Annotated in this window: 15 protein-coding genes, 1 tRNA gene and 1 pseudogene; 12 read left to right on the top strand and 5 right to left on the bottom strand. The window is 51.6% G+C overall.

Features of this window, described 5'->3' with window-relative positions:
• Positions 1–212: 212 nt before the first annotated feature.
• Positions 213–506 (bottom strand): hypothetical protein, encoded by a 294-nt coding sequence (locus tag AAC086_RS00085; RefSeq protein ID WP_339773953.1) that lies wholly within the window; start codon positions 504–506, stop codon positions 213–215.
• Positions 507–792: 286 nt separating this feature from the next.
• Here AAC086_RS00085 and AAC086_RS00080 point away from each other — a divergent pair, with 286 nt between their 5' ends.
• Positions 793–2,583 carry an autotransporter domain-containing protein gene (locus AAC086_RS00080; RefSeq protein ID WP_339773952.1) on the top strand — a complete coding sequence of 597 codons (1,791 nt, stop codon included), beginning with the start codon at positions 793–795 and terminating at the stop codon, positions 2,581–2,583.
• A gap of 478 nt (positions 2,584–3,061) precedes the next feature.
• Here the strand turns inward: AAC086_RS00080 and AAC086_RS00075 are convergent.
• Positions 3,062–3,151 (bottom strand) — tRNA-Ser (locus AAC086_RS00075).
• Between the two features lie 171 nt (positions 3,152–3,322).
• On the opposite strand from AAC086_RS00075, the gene AAC086_RS00070 reads away from it, so the two are divergent.
• The 10 genes and pseudogenes from AAC086_RS00070 (at position 3,323) to AAC086_RS00025 (ending at position 12,598) form a co-directional block, all read left to right on the top strand.
• Positions 3,323–3,826 (top strand): hypothetical protein, encoded by a 504-nt coding sequence (locus AAC086_RS00070; protein WP_339773951.1) that lies wholly within the window; start codon positions 3,323–3,325, stop codon positions 3,824–3,826.
• Positions 3,827–3,838: 12 nt separating this feature from the next.
• Positions 3,839–4,153: pseudogene (locus AAC086_RS00065) on the top strand (ElyC/SanA/YdcF family protein); the annotation flags it as partial.
• Between the two features lie 36 nt (positions 4,154–4,189).
• Positions 4,190–5,197 (top strand): lytic murein transglycosylase, encoded by a 1,008-nt coding sequence (locus tag AAC086_RS00060; protein ID WP_339773949.1) that lies wholly within the window; start codon positions 4,190–4,192, stop codon positions 5,195–5,197.
• 40 nt (positions 5,198–5,237) lie between these two features.
• Entirely contained in the window at positions 5,238–6,299 is a 1,062-nt protein-coding gene (locus tag AAC086_RS00055; RefSeq protein WP_339773947.1) for a septal ring lytic transglycosylase RlpA family protein, read from the top strand.
• Between the two features lie 125 nt (positions 6,300–6,424).
• Positions 6,425–7,600 (top strand): D-alanyl-D-alanine carboxypeptidase family protein, encoded by a 1,176-nt coding sequence (locus tag AAC086_RS00050; RefSeq protein ID WP_339773945.1) that lies wholly within the window; start codon positions 6,425–6,427, stop codon positions 7,598–7,600.
• The gene (gene tmk, locus AAC086_RS00045; RefSeq protein WP_339773944.1) at positions 7,597–8,265 is read left to right on the top strand and encodes a dTMP kinase; all 669 of its coding nucleotides are present in this window, start codon (positions 7,597–7,599) and stop codon (positions 8,263–8,265) included. The genes AAC086_RS00050 and tmk overlap by 4 nt, the downstream gene beginning before the upstream one ends.
• Positions 8,262–9,365, top strand: a complete 1,104-nt coding sequence (locus tag AAC086_RS00040) for a DNA polymerase III subunit delta' (protein WP_339773942.1) — start codon at positions 8,262–8,264, stop codon at positions 9,363–9,365. Before tmk ends, AAC086_RS00040 begins: the two co-directional genes overlap by 4 nt.
• 85 nt (positions 9,366–9,450) lie before the next feature.
• Positions 9,451–11,016 (top strand): methionine--tRNA ligase, encoded by a 1,566-nt coding sequence (metG, locus tag AAC086_RS00035; RefSeq protein WP_339773940.1) that lies wholly within the window; start codon positions 9,451–9,453, stop codon positions 11,014–11,016.
• On the top strand, positions 11,013–11,831 hold the full coding sequence (locus tag AAC086_RS00030) for a TatD family hydrolase (protein WP_339773939.1): 819 nt from the start codon (positions 11,013–11,015) through the stop codon (positions 11,829–11,831). The genes metG and AAC086_RS00030 overlap by 4 nt, the downstream gene beginning before the upstream one ends.
• A complete protein-coding gene (locus tag AAC086_RS00025; protein WP_339773937.1) occupies positions 11,828–12,598 on the top strand; it encodes an MBL fold metallo-hydrolase in 771 nt (256 codons plus the stop codon). Before AAC086_RS00030 ends, AAC086_RS00025 begins: the two co-directional genes overlap by 4 nt.
• A 193-nt stretch (positions 12,599–12,791) precedes the next feature.
• Here the strand turns inward: AAC086_RS00025 and AAC086_RS00020 are convergent, their stop codons facing one another.
• Positions 12,792–15,983, bottom strand: coding sequence for a multidrug efflux RND transporter permease subunit (locus AAC086_RS00020; protein ID WP_339773936.1), 3,192 nt, complete (start codon positions 15,981–15,983; stop codon positions 12,792–12,794).
• Positions 15,984–16,007: 24 nt separating this feature from the next.
• Positions 16,008–17,234: an efflux RND transporter periplasmic adaptor subunit gene (locus AAC086_RS00015; protein WP_339773935.1), complete on the bottom strand. Its 1,227-nt coding sequence runs from the start codon at positions 17,232–17,234 to the stop codon at positions 16,008–16,010.
• A gap of 921 nt (positions 17,235–18,155) precedes the next feature.
• Here AAC086_RS00015 and gndA point away from each other — a divergent pair.
• Positions 18,156–19,574 carry an NADP-dependent phosphogluconate dehydrogenase gene (gene gndA, locus AAC086_RS00010; protein WP_339773933.1) on the top strand — a complete coding sequence of 473 codons (1,419 nt, stop codon included), beginning with the start codon at positions 18,156–18,158 and terminating at the stop codon, positions 19,572–19,574.
• Between the two features lie 723 nt (positions 19,575–20,297).
• Here gndA and AAC086_RS00005 read toward each other — a convergent pair.
• Positions 20,298–20,591 (bottom strand): hypothetical protein, encoded by a 294-nt coding sequence (locus AAC086_RS00005; RefSeq protein WP_339773931.1) that lies wholly within the window; start codon positions 20,589–20,591, stop codon positions 20,298–20,300.
• Positions 20,592–20,760: the final 169 nt, after the last annotated feature.

Here is a 20,760-nt window from a genome sequence, read left to right as displayed (position 1 = left end):
TAAGCATCAATGTGCGAGCATCAGGCTCCATTTGGGCATCCGTTTTGGTTGGACAGGGATCAATCCTTAAATACTGGTGCGATCTGCGCGGATCAATCGAATTCCGGTGGTTTGAAACCGTCGCAAGCAAAAATGCAGTATGCCAGACTCAAATTAGATCGTGTTTATTTAAAGATCCCAACGATGGCGATATTTGTAACGTAATGTTTCATTTAATTACTTTGTATGTCGTTTCCTTGTTTTCCCTTTCTTGTTATTACAACAATATCATTTTTGCTTTGTAATGGCATTGCAAACACGTTGTTTAGGGGAGTTTTTCTAATGAAGAATATTAAAATTTCTGGCGGGTTAAGGTATCGCTTGATGCTGGGGGCATCGCTTGCCGTGATTGGCAGTTTTTCCCTGGCCACGCCGCCTGCCGTTGCCGGAAGCTGCGAGACGAAATATGCAAGTAGTAATACCGTTTCTAATTCAATAAGCTGCGCTTTTTGGCTTTCTGGCGGCAACCTAACGATTAAATCTAATGGATATATTGGCCCAGGAGAAGAAAAGAGTGCTTTAAAAGTTATCGCCTATGTTGGTAGATTATATGTGGATGGCACAATATACGGCGATTCTCGGGACGGTATTTTAGTACAAGAAAATACTTTTATTAATCAGATTACAAATAACAAATCCATCAAATCAACCTCAAAAAATGCCATTAATAATAATGGAACAATCTCACAACTCTCTAATACCGGTACAATTTCAAGTAATGAAGCGGCTGCAATAAACCTTAGTGGTGGTACGTTGATCACCCTTGATAATAGCGGCATAATCGTTGGGAAACATGCGATAAAAGCAGATGAAGAGTCAACGATTGGTTCAATTACCAATAGCGGGACGATATCTGGTAAGATTTCAAACGACGCAAATAAAGGATGGACGATTTCCGGTGGAAACGACGATCAGTCTTATGGTCTGTTTACCGGTTCTTCCGGAGAAACCGTCGCCTCTGATGTTGGTCAGATTAACCATAAAAACGCTGATTTAACGTTTGGTAGCGGTTATATCTGGCTGAATGATAATATTAATCTCGAAAATAGTACGCTTAAGGTCGCGAACGCCACGATTAAACTGACAAACAAAATAAAAATTATTGGTGATTATGCGCAAACCGGTGGCGGGCTGGTTTCGCAAGTGACAAGCGATAATCAATATGGTGCCCTTGACGTGGCAGGCAGAGCCAATATCAGCAACAGCACTTTGGTCATTCAGGGCAGCAATCTGCAAGCTGGCGACACATACACAATTGTTGGTGTTGATGACAATTCTGGCACGATAGCGTTTACGTCCAGTTCGGTTGTTGGAACCAACGGCCTTACAGCTACCGCGTCACAGGACAATGGCGGCAACCTTGTGGTGACCTTGGCAAGTTCCGGTTCGTCCTCGGGCAAATACACACCAATAGGCGACGCCACAGGCGGCGCTGCGTCTTCGCTGGGTAGTGTTCTTGACAAAATCAATGGTGCCAGCACGCCTGAAGCGAAGGCGTTTCAGACCAATGTATTGGCCGCCATTGACAGCCTGCCATCCAACCAGCGTGGGGTTGCCATAAAAGAACTTGCCCCGGCCAATGGTGCCAACACCATGCAGATGGCGTCGCAATCAACCTCGATTGTTGTGTCGGCCATTGATGCCCGGCAGCAACTGGCGATGTCAGACGACGTAAAGGCCTATGGCACGACAGGACTGGCAGCAGGGGCGGCCACGGCGCAAAGCGCGCTTTGGGGGCAGTTTCTTGGTGGATCTGCGCATTTGTCGGGTTCGTCAGAAAATGACGGGTTTAGCAGCAAAAGTTTTGGTCTGACCTCGGGGTTTGACCATAAGATCACCCCTGATCTTATGGCGGGTGTTGCGCTAAGCTGGTTGCGGTCATGGACGGATGGCAGCAATGCTGCCAGTGGTTCGTCGCAGCGTCTTGACAGTTTTCAGCTGAATTTCTACGGCACGTATCGTATGGACCGCTTGACTTTTGATGGTCAGATCGGGGCAGGGTGGAACCATTTTGACCAGAAACGCAACGTTTTGTTTTTGGGGCAAACCGCCAAGGCTGATTATAGCGGCCAGCAATATTTGGGACGTGTTCGTGCGGGCTATGATTTCGTACTTGGCGATACCACAACCGTAACCCCGTTTGGTGGTTTGCGCTATATTTATGCGCGCAATGAAAGCTATGACGAAAACGGGGCGGGATCGGCAAACAATGCCGTCGACAGCCAAAGTAGCGATAGCCTGACCCAGGAACTGGGGGCTCGGGCGATGTGGCAGCTTGATACCGACTATGGGGTCCTTACCCCCGAAATCTCTGCCGCGTGGGTGCATGATTATACCAGTAATATCCAGGATGCCAGCGGTGTCATTGGTGGGCAGGCCTATTCCATCCACACCGAAGGGTTGCCCTCGGACGGAGTGCGTCTGGGGCTGGCATTGGCTCTGACATCCCCCGGTGCAACAGATTTACGTGTGGAATATAATGGTGAATTGCGCAGCGGCTACCAAAGCCAGACGGCAACCGTCAAGGCATCGTGGAACTTCTGATCAGGCATGATCCTGGCGGGTATTGTATTCGTCGACAAAACAAAAAAACGGCGGCCCTGGATTTTCGGTCGCCGTTTTTGCTTGCGGAGGAGACGAACCCCACGCCATGCCTTTTTCAAGGCGTTACCGGCATGATTTAACGTTTAAGTCGAGCTACTTGACACATAGCAGAGCAATAGCCGGGCGCGCGTTTGGCAAGGCTATATCGCCTCTGCGAAGAGGGAATGAACTATGGATTAGCTGTTTTTTTGAGATACAATAATAAAATCACCACTTAACGCTCGCAGCGGTAATAATATCTGCAATTCCCCAACGTAAATATTGGTGCCCGTTATCTGTCATTTGTGTCCCAGTTTGTATCCCGTTTTGTATCCCATTTTCCGGGGATATAGTTGGGTTAAACCGGGAAATCAGTCAAGAAACACCATATAACCAATTGAAAATATTGAATTTTATTGACGTTGATTTTCTGGGAAAATGGCGGAGAGACAGGGATTCGAACCCTGGGTACCCGTAAAGGCACGCCGGTTTTCAAGACCGGTGCATTCAACCACTCTGCCATCTCTCCGCAATGTGGTCGGTTTTGGTGCGGCCATTCAATAAGGGTACGATGCGACTGTGTCAATATGTGTTATTGCGTCAAGGCACGATAAAATTTCATTTCTTTTGCGCACTGCGATTAGACAGCCTCCGCCCGGCCCTGTATTGCAGACAGGGTAACTACGGGTGGGGCTGTGTGATGTTTTTTGGACTTTCCAAGATTTCAGCATTTTTTTTAACATCGGGCAATCTTGTAACGCTTGGTTTTCTGGTTGCACTTCTGGCTTTGATATTCGGCGCAACCCGGCGCTTTGGGCAGAAATTGCTGATCGTGATCGCTGTGACATGTCTTGCCGTAACACTTATTCCTGTTGGGGAGTTTGGGGTTCAATTTCTTGAAAACAGATTTTCCCGCCCTGGACCCGAATCGATAGATACGCAGAATATTGCCGGTATCGTGGTTTTGGGAGGTGCCGTTGATGGTTCCCAGTCTGTTGAGCGCGGGCTGGCCGAATATAACGGATCGGCTGACCGGGTTCTGACGATGGTGGAATTGGCCCATCATTATCCGGCGTTGCCGGTTATTTTTAGCGGGGCTGATGGTGCGCTGATGGCGCGTGGTTTTAACGAAGCCGATGCCGTGCGCGAGGATATGGCGCGCAAAAAGATTGCGGTACCCAATATTGTTTATGAAAACAGGTAGCGCAATACCGCTGAAAATGCTGCTTTCAGCCATCAATTGATGATGAAAAACTGGCCTGAACGTGCGCAAGGCAAATGGTTGCTGGTAACATCGGCACGACATATGCCGCGCGCCATGGGCGTATTTCGTAAATCGGGATGGTCCGTTGTGGCCTGGCCGGTGGATTATATCGCATCTCCGCGCCGTCATTTAACAGATATTAACGTCTCACACTCTATCAAGATGCTAGATGACATGTTGAAAGAGTTTGCAGGCCTGACCGCCTATTACTGGACAGGACGCACAGCAACGTGGTTTCCGGCCCCCGAGGATGACGGGGCCATGTAAAACGGATTTATTCTGACAAGGTATAGGGCGATCACGATGAAAATTAGGACACTCGGAACTGCCGCCACGATCCTCGGTGCGCTTCTTGTTGCGACCCCCGTCATGGCTGCTCCCGCAGATGCCCCGTTGCCTGCCTTTACAACAGAAGGTTTCGATACATGGCTGGCGGACTTTAAAAAGGACGCCCTGAAAGACGGGATCTCGCAGAAAACCCTGGATGAGGCCTTTGCCAACACCAAACCGATACCGCGCGTGATTGAACTTGATCGTAGCCAGCCGGAATTCAAACTGACATTCGAGCAATATTTGCAACGCGTTGTCCCGCAATCGCGCATTGACGAAGGGCGCCGCAAATTCGCCGAGAACCGCGACGTCATTGAGGCCGCTGCCAAAAAATATGGGGTGCCGGCCCAATACCTGACGGCCTTTTGGGGCATTGAAACAGGTTTTGGTAAACATACAGGCGGATTTTCGGTTATCGATTCCCTGGCAACCCTGGCCTTTGAAGGTCGTCGGGCCAGCTATTTCCGCGGCGAACTGATCAAAGCCCTTAAAATTATCGATGCCGGGCATATTTCGGCCGATGCCATGGAGGGGTCCTGGGCCGGGGCAATGGGGCAGGCGCAGTTTATGCCGTCTACCTTTATGGCTTATGCCACCGATGGTAATGGCGATGGTAAAATCAATTTGTGGACCCAAAAAGAAGACGTTTTTGCCTCTGCTGCCAATTACCTGTCATCGGTTGGCTGGAAACAAGACGAACGGTGGGGCCGCAAGGTAAGCCTGCCCAAGGGGTTTGATGCCAGCAAGGCCGGGCGCGATGTGCGCAAGCCGATTGCAGATTGGCAAAAAACGGGTGTCCGTATGCCCGATGGCAGCAACCTGCCGTCAGCCGACATGAAAGCAGCCATTGTGCTGGTAAATGACGGTGCTGGACCTGCCTATATGGTTTATAACAATTTTAATACTATTATGCACTGGAACCGCTCGACCTATTTTGCCATTGCTGTTGGTACGCTTGCCGATGCAATTGCCGGTCGTTGATCAACGACTTGACGATCATGGAATGACAAGGAAAAACGCGATGCCAAAATCAGCTCTCGGACCGGCTCACCCGTTGTGGCGCCTTGGCTGTCAAATGACAGGACTGGCGACCATACTGGTGATGCTGGCGGGCTGCGCGGAAACCCAACTTGCCGTTCACAGCGTTAAACGGATTGGCAGCCAAAATCAGACAGCCACAAGCCCCCAGATCGGGGCCTATAAAATTGGCAAGCCCTATGAGATTGCCGGGCAATGGTATTATCCTGCTGCCGATTATGAATACCGTGAAACCGGTATTGCATCCTGGTACGGGCCGAAATTTCATGGAAAATACACCGCCAATGGCGAAATTTTCGATCAGAATGAGGTTTCTGCCGCACATCGCACATTGCCATTGCCCAGCATCGTGCGTGTCACCAATCTGGAAAATGGCCGGTCTTTGAAAGTCAGGATCAATGATCGTGGCCCGTTTGCGCGCAGCCGGATTATTGATATGTCCCGCAAGGCAGCACAGCTTTTGGGGTTCGAACAAAAAGGCACAGCTAAGGTGGTTGTTGAGGTTTTGGAAGCCGAAAGCCAGCAGGCAGCCCTGATTGCCCAAGGCAAAGCTTCGTCCTCAATGGCGACGGCTGCCGAAAAGGAAACTGTTACTGCGGCACCACGGGCTTCGGTTGAAACTGTTTCACTTGACGCGCCCCCAAGCAATAAAAGCCCAAACGATTTTGATGATAGCCCGACACCGGTCAAACGATCCAAATTTCAGCAAGCCCCCCCCGCAGATAATGTTGCCGTAACAGCACAGGCCAATCCGGAAGTAAATGTATCTGCGATAGCACCCAGCGCAATATACGTTCAGGCCGGGGCATTTTCGGTATACGATAACGCGTTGAACCTAAGAAACCGGCTCTATAATCTTGCACCAACCAAAATCGAACAGATCGACGTGAAGGGGACGACGTTCTATCGCGTCCGCCTCGGGCCGATGGCGACAGTCCCGGAAGCCGATGTTTTGCTTGACCGGGTTTTGGCAACCGGGCAAACCGGGGCCAGGGTTATTGTTGAATGCGCAGGCGCAGGGGAAAGATCTGCTGCCGGGTGTTAATTTGACTTTGAAATATCGGCAAAAAGCGTGTTTGCACATTTTTGCCCAATTTACGACATAGGACAGCCCTGTTGGCCATCGGCCAATCCTTCGGGGACGAAATAAATCAACAGGACAAGGACGTTATGAATTTACTTCCGTCAATTCCGTGCAAAGCCACATTCAACCGGCTGCTTGCCGGGGCCGCGCTTCTGGGGACCGCGATGGCTGCAACTGCCAGCCACGCTCAGGCGATCGATACCATCGCACGTGAAGCCTATCTTGTTGATTATGACACCGGCGCTGTTCTTTTGAACAAAAATGGCGACGATCTTGCCGAACCGGCGTCATTGACCAAGATGATGACGATCTACATGCTGTTTGATCGCATCAAGAATGGTAGCCTGACCTTGAAAGATACCTTCCATGTGAGCGAAGACGCATGGAAAAAAGGCGGGTCAAAGATGTTCGTCGAGGTTAATTCCGACGTTTCGATCTATGACCTGATCCATGGCATTATCGTGCAGTCTGGCAACGATGCGGCCATTGTGGTGGCCGAAGGCATTGCGGGCACCGAAGATGCCTTTGCTCATGAAATGACGGAAAAAGCCCGCGAAATTGGCATGACTCAGTCGGTGTTTAAAAATGCTACCGGCTGGCCCGCAGACGGGCATGTGGTTACGGCACATGATCTGGCTGTTCTGGCACATCGTACCATTCATGATTTTCCCGAACTTTATAAATTTTATAACGAGCCGGTCTTTACCTATAACGGCATTCGCCAGCACAACCGCAACCCGCTTCTTGGCACCAGTGCCGGTGTTGACGGCATGAAAACCGGCCACACCGAAGCCGCCGGTTTTGGTTTGACCGCCACGGCGAAACGCGACGGGCGTCGTTTGATCCTGGTGGTCATGGGGCTGCATTCGATGCGCGAACGCCGCACCGAAGGGCAGAAACTGCTTGATTGGGGTTTCCGCGAGTTTGACAATTATCATCTGTTCAAAAAAGGCGATGTTGTCAGTTCTGCTGATATCTGGCTGGGCGATACCGGCAAGGTTGACCTTGTGACCGACCAGGACGTTACCCTGACGATCCCGCGCAAGGATCGCAAAAACATGAAAGTTTCTGTCGTTTATGAAGGCCCGATCCCGGCTCCGGTCAGTGCAGGTCAGCAGGTCGCAACCCTGAAAGTCGACATTCCCAATCAGGAAGCCAAGTCCTTCCCGCTTTATGCCAAAACAGGCGTGGAACGCCTTGGTCTGGTTGGGCGCATTGGTGCTGCTATCAAATATCTCATCTGGGGGGGCAGCAACGGGTGAGCACCCCGGACGGAATTTTTATCAGCTTTGAAGGCGGAGAAGGCAGTGGAAAGTCTACCCAGATCCGTCTTTTAGAGCAATGGTTTCGCCATCGCGGGCATGACGTTATTGTCACCCGCGAACCAGGCGGGTCACCGGGTGCGGAGGAAATCCGCGCCCTTTTGCTTACGGGCGATCCGGGGCGCTGGGATGCGGTTACCGAAGCGCTTTTGATGTTTGCGTCACGGCGTGACCATGTTGAACGCACCATTCGCCCGGCTTTGGCGCGTGGGCAGGTGGTGCTGTGCGACCGGTTTGCCGACTCATCTGTTGCCTATCAGGGCTATGGTCATGGGTTGGGGGCCGATTTTATTCGCCAGTTGTGGAAACTGGCAATTGGTGATTTTAAACCTGACCTGACATTGATGATGGATTTGCCGATTGAAACCGGGCTGGAACGGGCAGGGGCGCGTTTTGCCAATGTCAGCGCCGCCGAAGACCGGTTTGAAAAAATGGCACTGGATTTTCACCGGCGCCTTCAGCAAGGATTTCACGAAATCACGGTCGCCGAGCCGCAACGATGCCGCGTGATTGACGCCGATGGCGATGTTGATACGGTGACGAAACGCGTCGCAACTGTTGTTGAGAATTTTCTGGAAAATCGGCGGGCAGGACAACCGGTATGACGGCAGAGGATGACGATGATCGCGGTTATCCGACCCCGCGGCAAAATCACCAATTAAAGGGCCACGAGGCCGCAGAACAGGTGATTGTTGATGCCTGGAACAGCAAACGCATGCATCACGCCTGGTTGCTGTGTGGCCCGCGCGGTGTGGGCAAGGCAACACTTGCCTATCGCATGGCGCGGTTTGCCTTGTTGAATGGCGGTGAAAATGCCGGTGGGGGCTTGTTCGGAGACGTACCAACCAGTTTGTATGTGTCGCCAGAGGACCCGGTGTTCCGTCGGATCGCGGGTGGCGGGCATGGCGACCTAAAAGTCATCGAACGCCTGTATGATGAAAAGAAGAAGCGCCTTCAGGGTGAAATCGTTGTCGAGAATGTACGGGCTGTCGGCAGTTTTATGTCCAAAACCTCGGCCGAGGGGGGCTGGCGTGTGGTGATTGTGGATGCCGCCGACGAGCTAAACCGCAATGCTGCCAACGCCATTCTCAAGGTTTTGGAAGAACCGCCAGCAAATGCCATGATGATCCTGATTGCCCATCAGCCTGGCAGGCTGCTGCCGACCATCCGGTCGCGTTGCCGACGATTAAATCTGGGGACGCTAAATGACGATACTTTAACCTCGCTTCTGGCACAATATTGCCCGAGCATGGAAACGGACGCCATCCATGCCCTGAGCGGGCTGGCAGATGGCAGCATTGGCCGTGCCCTGCAATTAAATGCCGTCGGCGGGTTAGAGCTTTATACAGAGCTGGTTAAGCTGATTGCGACATTGCCTGAAACCGATGTTGCCGCCCAGCACACGTTTGCCGAACGTTTTTCGCCTGCGGACCGCGACGAAGCCTTTGTGACGGTAACGGCACTGCTCAACTGGTGGCTTGCCCGGATGATCCGTTTTGCTGCAACGGGAACGGCGCCGCGTGAAGTGGTTAGCGGTGAATTGCCCGCCATGCAACGCATGGCTGCTGCGCAACCGCTTGATCAATGGCTGGAGGTGTGGGAAAAGATCACCGACCTGATGTCGGCGACGCGGGGACTTCACCTGGACCGCAAGCAGGCGCTGTTAAATGCGTTTTTCATGCTTGAAGAAACCATTCGAAGCTAGCGCAGCTAGGCTGATGTAAATATATATGACCGCACGGCCCGCGAGGGCCGTTTTGCGTCATGCTTTAATACGAAGGATTGCGATCATGACCGGGCACAAACCGCCCTTCTACATCACTACACCGATCTATTACGTCAATGACAAGCCCCATATCGGCCATGCCTATACCACGCTGGCTGTTGATGTGATGGCACGTTTCAAGCGTCTGGATGGTTTTGATGTGATGTTTCTGACCGGAACAGACGAACACGGTCAGAAAGTTGACGCGTCGGCCGCTGCTAAAGGCATTGATCCGCAAACCTTTACCGACCAGGTTTCGCAAAATTTCCGCGATCTTGCGGTACATATGAATTATTCCAACGATGATTTCATCCGCACCACCGAGGAACGCCACAAAAAAGCCTGCCAGGCTTTGTGGAACACGCTGGTGGAAAAGGGCGAGATTTACCTTGGGTCCTATGACGGCTGGTATTCGGTTCGTGACGAAGCATTTTATGCCGAAAAAGAACTGATCGAAAAAGACGGTCAGAAACTGGCACCGACCGGAGCACCGGTCGAATGGGTGTCTGAACCCAGCTATTTCTTTAAATTGTCGGAATGGGGCGATCGCCTGCTGAAATTCTATGACGACAATCCCCGTTTTATCGCCCCCAATTCGCGCCGCAACGAAGTTATCAGCTTTGTTAAAGGCGGCATGCACGATCTGTCGGTTTCGCGCACCAGCTTTAAATGGGGTGTGCCGGTGCCGGGCAATGAAGACCATGTGATGTATGTCTGGGTTGACGCGCTGACCAACTATCTGACTGCGGTTGGTTACCCCGATGCCGACCCTGAAAAACTGGCGAAGTACTGGCCGGCCGATCTGCATATGGTGGGCAAGGACATTGCCCGTTTTCATGCGGTTTACTGGCCAGCCCTGTTGATGGCCGCAGGTATTGCACCGCCCAAACGGGTATTTGCCCATGGCTGGTGGACCAATGAAGGCCAGAAAATTTCCAAATCCATCGGCAATGTGATTGACCCGTATGATCTGACGGCTAAATACGGGCTGGATCAGACCCGTTATTTCCTGTTGCGCGAAGTGCCGTTTGGCAATGATGGTGATTTTTCCCATCAGGCCATGGTTAACCGCATGAACAGCGAACTGGCCAACGATCTGGGCAATTTGTGCCAGCGTGTCTTGTCGATGATTGCTAAAAATTGCAATGCCAAGGTGCCGACACCGGGCGAATTTAGCGATGCCGACAAGGTTATTCTGACCAAGGCGCATGAATTGCTTGATGCAGCCCGGGTCCAGATTGAAGCCCAGGCATTTAACAAAATGATTGATGTCATCTGGTCGCTGGTGGGCGATGCCAATCGCTATGTCGATGAAATGGCACCCTGGGGCCTTAAAAAGACCGATCCCGCGCGGATGGAAACCGTTCTTTATGTGTTGGCCGAGGTCATTCGCCATGTTGGTATTCTGGTGCAACCGTTGATGCCGGAATCTGCGGCGAAAATTCTGGACCAGTTGGCACTGGGCGATGATGAACGCGGTTTTGATCGTATTGGCGCAGAACATGCCCTGGTGGCGGGAACCGATCTTCCCAAACCGGCCGGTGTGTTCCCGCGCTATGTTGAACCGGAAACAGAAGGAGAGAAGGCATGAATGTCGCCCTTGTCGACAGCCATTGCCATCTGGACTATCCCCAGTTTTCTGACGATTTTGCGGGCACCATGGCGCGTGCCCGCAATGCCGGCGTTGGCATGATGGTCAGTATCGGGGTGCGCATTTCGGCCTTTGATCAGGTCCATGCGATGGCGGACCGTGCCGATAACATTTATTGCACCGTCGGTGTTCATCCGCATGAAGCGGGTGAAGAAGGATTGTCGAACCCCGATATCCTGATTAAAAAAGCCAATGACCCGAAAGTTATCGGCATTGGTGAAAGCGGGCTGGATTATTTTTACGACAATGCCCCGCGCGATGCGCAAAAGCAAAGCTTTCGCGCCCATATCGCTGCGTGCCGCGCAACGCAGTTGCCGCTGATCGTGCATACCCGCGATGCCGACGACGACACCATGGATATTCTGGAAGAAGAATATGCCAAAGGTGCCTTTCCCGGCGTTATTCACTGTTTTAGTTCGTCAGCCGAACTGGCACAGCGGGCCTTGAAAATCGGGTTTTATATTTCCTGTTCGGGGATCATTACCTTTAATTCCGCCCAGGCCATTCGCGATGCCGTTGCCGATGTGCCGCTGGACCGGTTGATTGTAGAAACAGATTCACCCTATCTGGCGCCGGTGCCCAAGCGTGGCAAATCCAACGAACCATCGTTCATTGCCCACACGGCGGCGAAACTGGCTGAAATTAAAGGTGTTAGCACCGATGAAATTGCCCGGATCACGACAGATAACTTCTTTGCCCTGTTTACCAAGGCAGACCGGTCGCATCTGAGCGTTGTGGGGGCAGGCGAACAGTGACGAAAATAACCATCCTTGGCTGCGGATCCTCAAACGGGGTGCCTTCCGTTGGTTTGGGGTGGGGGGCGTGCAACCCGGATAACCCCAAAAACCGACGTTTGCGCAGTTCGATCCTGATTGAAGAAGCCGGACAGAAAATTCTGGTCGATGTCGGACCGGACTTTCGCGAACAGGCCTTGGCGGCTGACATCAAACATATCGATGCCATTCTGTTTACCCATGCCCACGCCGACCATGTTCATGGCATTGATGATCTGCGCTGGATCAATGTTGTCATGCATCAGCCGATAAACATATATGCCTCGGCCGAGACGATCCAGACACTGGAACAACGGTTTGCCTATGTGTTGCAGCCTTTGGCCGAAGGTGTTGATTTTTATTATAAGCCGGTGCTGATACCTCATCAGATCGATGGCCATCTTGATATTGGCGGCGTGCCGATCAAGGTCTTTCCCCAGGACCACGGTTTTTGCGAAAGCCTGGGGTTTCGAGTGGGCAATTTTGCCTATTCAACCGATGTGGTCAATTTGCCGGAATATTCACACCAGTTTTTATACGACCTTGATGTCTGGGTTGTGGATTGCATGCGGTTAACCCCCCATGCCACACATGCGCATCTTGAAAAGGTTATGGGCTGGGTGGATGAATTTAAACCGCGACAGGTTTATTTCACCCATATGAGCATTCAGGTTGATTACGACCAGATCAATGACATGACGCCTCACCATGTTGGCCCGGCATATGATGGACTGATCATTGAAGTTTAGTCGAAATTAAATACTTTAAAATCAATAGATTGGTAAGTTAACGTCACCCATCGCGCGATCATTTTATATTATACATTGGTCTGGGCCGCCCCCCGGTAATAAGGCAGCATTTCGTGCATCGGATCTGACAGACGATCAAAGCCCCCGAATGACCGGGGGCTTTGAGATGTTTGTGTCATAATGACGTGATGATTTAATCGGGATGATGTGAAACAACCGGAATATGTTCGTTATCATGACCATGTTGGGTCAGTGGCCGGTTTCCCGTTAAACGACGCATCATCACGTAAAAGACAGGTGTTAGAAACAGGCCGAATGCCGTAACACCGATCATGCCGGAGAAAACCGCCATCCCCATGGCCTGGCGCATTTCAGCACCAGCACCGGTTGACAGAACCAGCGGGACAACGCCCATGATAAACGCCATCGATGTCATCAGGATCGGGCGCAACCGCAAGCGGCTGGCCTCAATTGCGGCCTGAATGGGGGTTCTGCCCCCAAACTCAAGTTCTCGGGCAAATTCCACAATCAGAATCGCATTTTTGGCTGATAACCCGACAAGCACCATAAGACCAATTTGGGTAAAGACGTTATTATCGCCGCCGGAAAGGTACAAACCGGTAAAGGCAGATAACAGCCCCATTGGCACAATCAGAATAATGGCAATGGGCAGTGTCAGGCTTTCATACTGGGCAGCAAGCACCAGAAATACCAGCAATAGTGCAATCGGGAAGACGATAACCCCGGTATTGCCCGCCAGAATTTCCTGATAGGTCAGTTCCGTCCATTCATATGAAATACCTTGTGGCAGGGTTTCATCGGCAATGCGTTGCAAGGCATCCTGCGCCTGACCCGATGAATATCCCGGGGCAGGGTTGCCATTAATATCGGCCGACAGGAAACCGTTATAGTGCATGGCACGCTCGGGGCCGAATGTGGGGGTCACATTCAGCACGGCAGAAAGTGGAACCATGTCACCATTGGCATTACGAACTTCAAGATCGCCAATATTGTCTTCATGAGCCCGGAACGGGGCATCCGCCTGGACCCGTACGCTATAGGTGCGACCAAAGATCGTGAAATCGTTGACATACATGCTGCCAAGATAAATCTGCATGGTTTGTAGAACATCACTGACGGAAATGCCGAGTTGGCGGGCTTTAGTGCGGTCAATATCAGCATAAAGCTGGGGAACACTGACCTGATAGGTTGAATACATGCCTGCGAGTTCTGGCGTTTGATAGGCCTTCGCCAGCAGGGCCTTACGGGCATCATCAAGGGCCTTGTACCCTAACGATGCACGGTCTTCGAGCTGCATTTTAAAGCCACCCGTTGTTCCCAACCCCTGAACCGGGGGCGGCGGAAAGATAACGGTGAAGGCTTGCGGGATGGTGGCGAATTGCTGGTTTAACTGGCCTGCAATCGCCCCGGCACTCATGCTGGGGTCTTTGCGTTGATCAAATGGTTTAAGAGTGGCAAAAACGATGCCGGAGTTCGAGCTGTTGGTAAAGCCGTTAATCGACAAACCAGGGAATGACAACGCATGTTCCACACCAGGATTAGCAAGCGCAATGTCGCCCATTTTACGAATAACGTCTTCGGTCCGGTCAAGGGTTGCCCCATCGGGCAATTGGGCAAAACCGATCAGATATTGTTTGTCCTGACTTGGCACAAACCCGCGCGGAATTTCACGAAACAGACCAAAGGTCAGGGCAACCAAGCCCAGATAAAGGCCCATCATCATGGTTTTACGGGTAACAATGCCGCCAACACCTTTGCTGTAACCGCTTGATCCCTTGTTAAAGACCTTGTTAAACCCGCGAAAGAACCAGCCAAAAGTCCGGTCGAGAATACGGGTAAGCAGGTCTTTGGGTTCATCATGGCCTTTAAGCAACAATGCCGCCAGAGCCGGAGACAGGGTAAGCGAGTTAACAGCAGAGATAACGGTTGAAATGGCAATGGTCAGGGCGAACTGGCGATAAAACTGTCCGGTAAGGCCACTGATAAATGCCAACGGCACAAACACCGCGACCAGAACCAGGGCAATGGCCACAATCGGGCCAGATACCTCGCGCATGGCACGATAGGTGGCCTGACGTGGCGAAAAGCCCAGTTCGATGTTCCGTTCAACGTTTTCAACAACCACAATCGCATCGTCAACAACGATCCCGATCGCCAACACCAAGCCAAACAGGCTGAGCGCATTGATTGAAAAACCAAACAGATACATGACAGCAAATGTACCAACCACGGATACAGGCACCGCAAGCACCGGAATCAGTGACGCTCGCCATGTTTGCAGGAAAACAATCACCACCAGAACAACCAGAATGATGGCTTCAAGCAGGGTATGGATCACCGCATCAATGGATGAACGAACAAATTCGGTCGTGTCATAGACGATCTGGTAATCAACACCTTCGGGCATATAGGCTTTGACTTCCTTCATCGTCTCGCGAACGTTATTGGCGATTTCGATGGCGTTGGAGCCAGGGGCGGCAAAAATGCCCAGACCAATGGCATCCTTGTTATCAAGCAAGGCACGCAAGGAGTAATCAGACGCGCCAATTTCAATGCGGGCCACGTCGCGCAAACGCGTTACCGAGCCATCCGGGTCCGACCGAATAATGATGTTGCCAAATTCTTCCGGGTCTTCAAGACGGCCCTGTGCATTGACCGACAGTTGCAGGTCGATATCAGGCGCAGAAGGCGAGGATCCGATCACACCAGCCGCCGCCTGAACGTTTTGCGCGCGAATTTCAGCAACGATATCACTCGCCGAAAGGCCTTGCTCGGCAACTTTTTGCGGGTCAAGCCAGATCCGCATTGAATAATCGCCGCCGCCAAATGCATTAACGTCCCCCACACCCTGAATACGGGCGAGGCGGTCCTTGATGTTAAGGACAGCATAGTTGCGCAGATAGTTCATGTCGTAACGCCCGTTGGGCGAAACCAGATTAACCACCAGCGTCAAGTCGGGCGAACTTTTGATTGTGGTAACACCCAGACTGCGGACTTCTTCGGGCAGGCGCGGTTCGGCCTGCGACACCCGGTTTTGCACCAGTTGCTGGGCTTTGTCAGGATCTGTTCCCAGGGCGAAGGTTACTGTCAACGTCATCAGGCCATCGGTGGTGGCCTGGCTGCTCATATACAGCATGCCTTCGACACCATTGATCGCTTCTTCAAGCGGTGTTGCAACACTTTCGGCAACAACCTTGGGATTTGCACCAGGATAATTGGCGCGAACCACCACAGACGGCGGTACAACCTCGGGATATTCTGACACTGGCAGCAGCGGAATGGAAATGATCCCGCCCAACAAGATAAGCAGTGACAGCACCGCCGCGAAAATCGGGCGATCGATAAAAAACTTCGATATGTTCATGTTATATGTGTTCCCCAACCCTGATTAAGAGCGGGAATCTCCGTTGGCTTTGGGGCCCGCATCGACCACAGACCGGCGATCCATCGAGACAATTTCGGGGGTAACAGTCATGCCGGGACGGATATGTTGCAGACCTTCAACAACGATACGGTCACCGTCTTTCAGGCCGCTTGTGACAATGCGCAAGCCGTCCTGTTCGCCGCCAAGGCTAATTTCGCGATATTCAACAACGTTTTTCGCGTTAACGGCCAATACGTATTTTTTGTCCTGATCAGTCCCGACCGCCCGTTCTGCAATCATAATTGCACTTCCGGCATTGGCCTGGCCCAATTCAAGCCGGGCAAATTGCCCCGGCACCAGACGGCCATTTTTATTGTCAAACACGGCCTGAACCCGAATGGTGCCACTGCGCGGATTGAATTCATTATCAATCATTTGCACATGTCCCTTAATCGCATCGGGGCCGATGAAATCGCTGCTCAACTGAACCGGGATCTGATGAATGGCATTAACGGACGGTTCTTCACTTTGATGCATAGCTTGCAACAAGGCCTGTTCGTTAACATCAAATGTCGCATAAATCGGATCAACGGAAACAAGTGTGGTCAAAATTTCGGAATTGGCTCCCGCAGCGACCAGGTTTCCCGGGGTTAGCCGGATGTCTCCAACCCGACCCGAAATGGGAGCGCGGATTTCGGTATAGCCAAGATTTAACTTGGCTGAACGCAACTGTGCCTGGGCGGCGCGGAGGTCAGCCTCGGCGTTTTGTTTTGTTTCCTGACGTTGATCAAGAACCGTGCGGGTAATCACCCGGGTTTTCCATAGCTCATTGCCACGATCAAGCTCGGTTGTCGCCAGTTTCAAACGCGACTGGGCCGAAAAGACCTGGGCTTCGACCCGGGCAACCTCGGTTTCAAACGGGGCAGGGTCCAGTGTGAACAGCAAATCACCCGCCTTTACCAGTTCGCCCTCGCGAAAATGAACCGCCGCAATGGCACCGGCAACACGCGGGCGAATTTCAACCCGGTCAATGGCTTCAAGGCGACCGGAAAAACTCGACCAGCGGGTGATTTTCTGGTCATGAATTTCAGCAACGGTGGCAGGAACAGCGGCAGGTACGTCCGGGGTAGAGGCGGTTTGCTGTTCTTCGGCGTGCGTAAACGGTACTGGAACCACACCGGCAACGCCTGCGGCAACCAGCGCAATTGCTGCAGCGCCAACCGCATATCTTAATTTCGATTTCGATGACATTACGTCTCTCCGGATTTCTATTTGGCATATCAATGCAACTTTGATGCGACCATATGCGCATGGTCAGGTTTGCAATAGCTGGCAATTCCAACACTTAGCGTTCCAAAATAAGAACGAACCTAATGTGCAGCGACAGATCAACCGATCAGGTCGTTCCTAAAAACGATCGCTAAAATGACGCACTGCAATGAAAGGAATGGGAATTCCCGCTTTGGCAAACCGGGATACTGACTGGAAATATAGAGGGAGTTTCGCGATATCAGGTAGACTGATCATCTTGGGTTTTTGCACAATCGCGCAAATTTGCGGCGACGCAGCACAAATTCTCCGCTCTTCTTACTCAGGATCGTTCCATTTGTACGAATTAATGACAATGGTCGAATTCATATTCCAGTTCTGAAGAAGGAAAGCGGAATAAAGGTTTAATTCTATACCGTTGCGTGACCCACTCGGGCTAAAACATGAAGGGGCACCGGAAGTTGGCTGCTGTACAGTTTCATTTTTGTCGATGAAAATCCTGGCGAATGTCACCCAATGAAAGATTGAGGAAAATTGGACGCAAATTTCCAATATCAACGTCGCAAACAGGTGCGAAACCCCAACAAGCACGCTATGTTAACTGTGAAGGCCGTGCCATACGACCTTCAATGATGCATGTTAACAGGCAATGCAGGGCGAATTGTGCCGTGCCTTTTATGCTGCGTGAAAGTCACCGGGTTTATTGTCAAAGACAGGATGCAAACGAATGCATATCAGCAAAACAGGTAATGGTTGCGCATTTTCAAGCCATAAAAATTGCGGCACCCCCTGAGCATCAATGCTGTTTTACAAGCATCCCGGTTGCAGATCTCAATATGGGCAGACAGATGAAAAACCTGTTCTGTCCTGGCTTCTACTAAATCAAAAAACAGGAAATTAAACATGTCGGAACAGCCTCAGCTAGGTCTGATTGGTTTGGGAACGATGGGCGCGGCTTTGTCGCTCAACATCGCTGAAAAGGGATATCCGCTTGCTGTTTATAACCGGACAGGCAGTGTCACCGATGCGTTTGTGAAAACCGCAGGCGATCTTGCGACGAGCTTGACTCCAACATATTCACTGGAAAATTTCGTTGCTGCCATTACGGCGCCGCGCGTCATTATCCTGATGGTTCCGGCCGGTTCGGTTGTTGACGACCATATTGACGCCCTTAAACCGCTTTTGGGTGCGAACGACCTGATCATTGATGCTGGCAATGCCAATTTTTATGATACGGAACGCCGCGCAAAGCGGGTGCAGGATGAAAAATTCGGCTTTATTGGCATTGGTGTTTCGGGCGGTGAAAGTGGCGCGCGACATGGTCCTTCCATCATGGCGGGCGGCACCGAGGCCGACTGGACCCGCGTGGCGCCGATGCTTGAGGCCATCGCGGCAAAATATGACGGCACACCCTGTGCGGCGCTGATGGGGCCGGGCGGTGCAGGCCATTTTGTGAAGATGGTCCATAACGGCATTGAATATGCCGACATGGAAATGATCGCAGAAGTTTACAGCCTGATGCGCGATGGCATGGCATATAAGGCGCCACAGGTTGCCGATGTTTTCGAGGGCTGGAACAAAGGACGCCTGGCATCTTACCTGATTGAAATTTCGGCAAAGGTCGCGCGCGCCAAAGACCCGATTTCAGGTGCCGCAATGCTTGACGTCATCCTTGATAAAGCTGGGCAAAAAGGAACCGGGCGCTGGACCGCGATTGAAGCACAGCAGTTGGCGGTGCCAGTGCCGGTTATTGAAGCTGCGGTTGCTGCGCGCAACCTGTCTGCACGGCTCCAAACGCGCCAGCGGGGTGCTGATCATTTCGGTGAGGCCCAGATCGCACTGGAGGGCGAGGGGATCGCTTCCGAAACGCTGGAAAAGGCCCTGATTGCGGGTAAAATCCTGTGTTACGCACAGGGGTTCGAAATGCTGGCCGGTGCCGCTGCCCATTTTAAGTGGGATCTTCCAATGCCCGCCATTGCCCGCGTCTGGCGCGAAGGCTGCATCATTCGTTCTGATATGCTCAACGATATGGCAACGGCCCTAACCAACAATCCCGGCGACAATCTGATTTTTGCCGAACCGTTTTCGGGTTTGCTGAAAGATTGCCAGAGCGCATTGCGCGATACCGTGATTGCCGCGACCAAGGCCGGCATTGCTGTGCCCGCATTGGCAGCAGGGCTTTCGTGGTTTGACACGGTTCGGACCCGTCGGACATCCGCCAACATGATTCAGGCCCAACGTGATTATTTTGGTGCCCACGGCTTTGAGCGCGTTGATGGCAAGGATGAACCACACGGTCCGTGGGCTGGCCACGAAGACTGAACCGGCATGTCAGGGGCTGGCGGCATCAAAAAATGCCGCCAGCCTTTTAAGTTTACCCGTGGCATCTTCAACCTTGTCCTCCTCTAAAACTACACAAATAATATTGCTTAATAACAAATACTTAATGTCATTATCCTAACGTAAAATACAGTGTCTTAGGTGGCGGAAATCCAATGATATTTTTCACATTTTGCAACCGCAAACAGGATTTTTACTGCGTGAGCGAAACACACAACACGTCGCCCGCCGTTCTGACTACGGAGGCACGCGCACCGGTCGCCCTTCACTTGGCCCGGCTATTTGATGGTGGTGGCTGGCGCGTTGTGATGGCCAAGAATGGTCCGCCGATAACGGGCCCAAGCGTGGTCAATGGCGTGCTTTTTTAGAAATGATTACGCGATCCATTTGTCACCGCTGCGACCTGCAACAAGCAAGCACCTGTGATATCGAAAAAATATGCCGGGTCTGGCACCTTAAAGTGCGATGACAGCGCACATTTTGCGGCAGCTTTTTGGGAGAGTTTGTTTGCCGTTAAAAAGATATATCCAGCCGGGCCGGGAGCAGACGAAACCTGGTGTTGCCAAGATTTTTGATCGTGAAATGCTCGAACCAAGCCCATTTTAGCTAAGGTCAAAAAGTTCTATAATATATATTACTGTATAGGTTGACGTTAATTTGTTCGCTATTTGATCTATACAAAAATAGAGAAAAGAGGGGCGGGGGCTACGCCGCCGCCCCGTTCATTGCTTTGTCTATATTGTCGTGCATTAAGACATAGTAAGTCTCTGCATTGGTGCCTTTTGACCGCCAATAATTAAGGTCAAGTAACGCCTTAAATGGATCGTTCCCGCCAAGTTCTGCCAATTTAAGCATTATTTGGTCGCCGGGTAGGCCGTGGCCGCGATGGTATCGGGTCATATTGATGCTTGTAATATCCAGCGCACGCGAAACAGCGTTGTTGGATGACAAGTTAGAATGACGACGGGCGTCGTCTATATAACTCTGGATTGTTTTCATAGCTCTAAACTCCGTTTCCCGCAGAGATTGTATGTCCAAAAATTACAGTTTGACAACCAACGGCAAGTTGCACTTATGTAATTGCATGCTGCATACATGAACTATGTAGTATATCCCGTTTCCCAAAAGGGGGCTGGCTACCCGGCTAGCCCCCGACCCGGAAACGGAG

This window comes from uncultured Thalassospira sp. (assembly GCF_963976115.1).
Lineage (GTDB): Bacteria > Pseudomonadota > Alphaproteobacteria > Rhodospirillales > Thalassospiraceae > Thalassospira.
Note: the sequence above shows the minus strand (reverse complement) of the source record. Positions and strands in the feature narration are given on the sequence as shown.

Bases quoted from the DNA above. Each gene is read 5' to 3' on its own strand.
- AAC086_RS00015 (WP_339773935.1), bottom strand. From the start codon at position 17,234: ATGTCATCGAAATCGAAATTAAGATATGCGGTTGGCGCTGCAGCAATT.
- AAC086_RS00005 (WP_339773931.1), bottom strand. From the start codon at position 20,591: ATGAAAACAATCCAGAGTTATATAGACGACGCCCGTCGTCATTCTAAC.
- AAC086_RS00020 (WP_339773936.1), bottom strand. From the start codon at position 15,983: ATGAACATATCGAAGTTTTTTATCGATCGCCCGATTTTCGCGGCGGTG.
- AAC086_RS00050 (WP_339773945.1), top strand. From the start codon at position 6,425: ATGAATTTACTTCCGTCAATTCCGTGCAAAGCCACATTCAACCGGCTG.
- metG (WP_339773940.1), top strand. From the start codon at position 9,451: ATGACCGGGCACAAACCGCCCTTCTACATCACTACACCGATCTATTAC.
- AAC086_RS00070 (WP_339773951.1), top strand. From the start codon at position 3,323: ATGTTTTTTGGACTTTCCAAGATTTCAGCATTTTTTTTAACATCGGGC.
- AAC086_RS00030 (WP_339773939.1), top strand. From the start codon at position 11,013: ATGAATGTCGCCCTTGTCGACAGCCATTGCCATCTGGACTATCCCCAG.
- gndA (WP_339773933.1), top strand. From the start codon at position 18,156: ATGTCGGAACAGCCTCAGCTAGGTCTGATTGGTTTGGGAACGATGGGC.
- AAC086_RS00040 (WP_339773942.1), top strand. From the start codon at position 8,262: ATGACGGCAGAGGATGACGATGATCGCGGTTATCCGACCCCGCGGCAA.
- AAC086_RS00060 (WP_339773949.1), top strand. From the start codon at position 4,190: ATGAAAATTAGGACACTCGGAACTGCCGCCACGATCCTCGGTGCGCTT.
- AAC086_RS00055 (WP_339773947.1), top strand. From the start codon at position 5,238: ATGCCAAAATCAGCTCTCGGACCGGCTCACCCGTTGTGGCGCCTTGGC.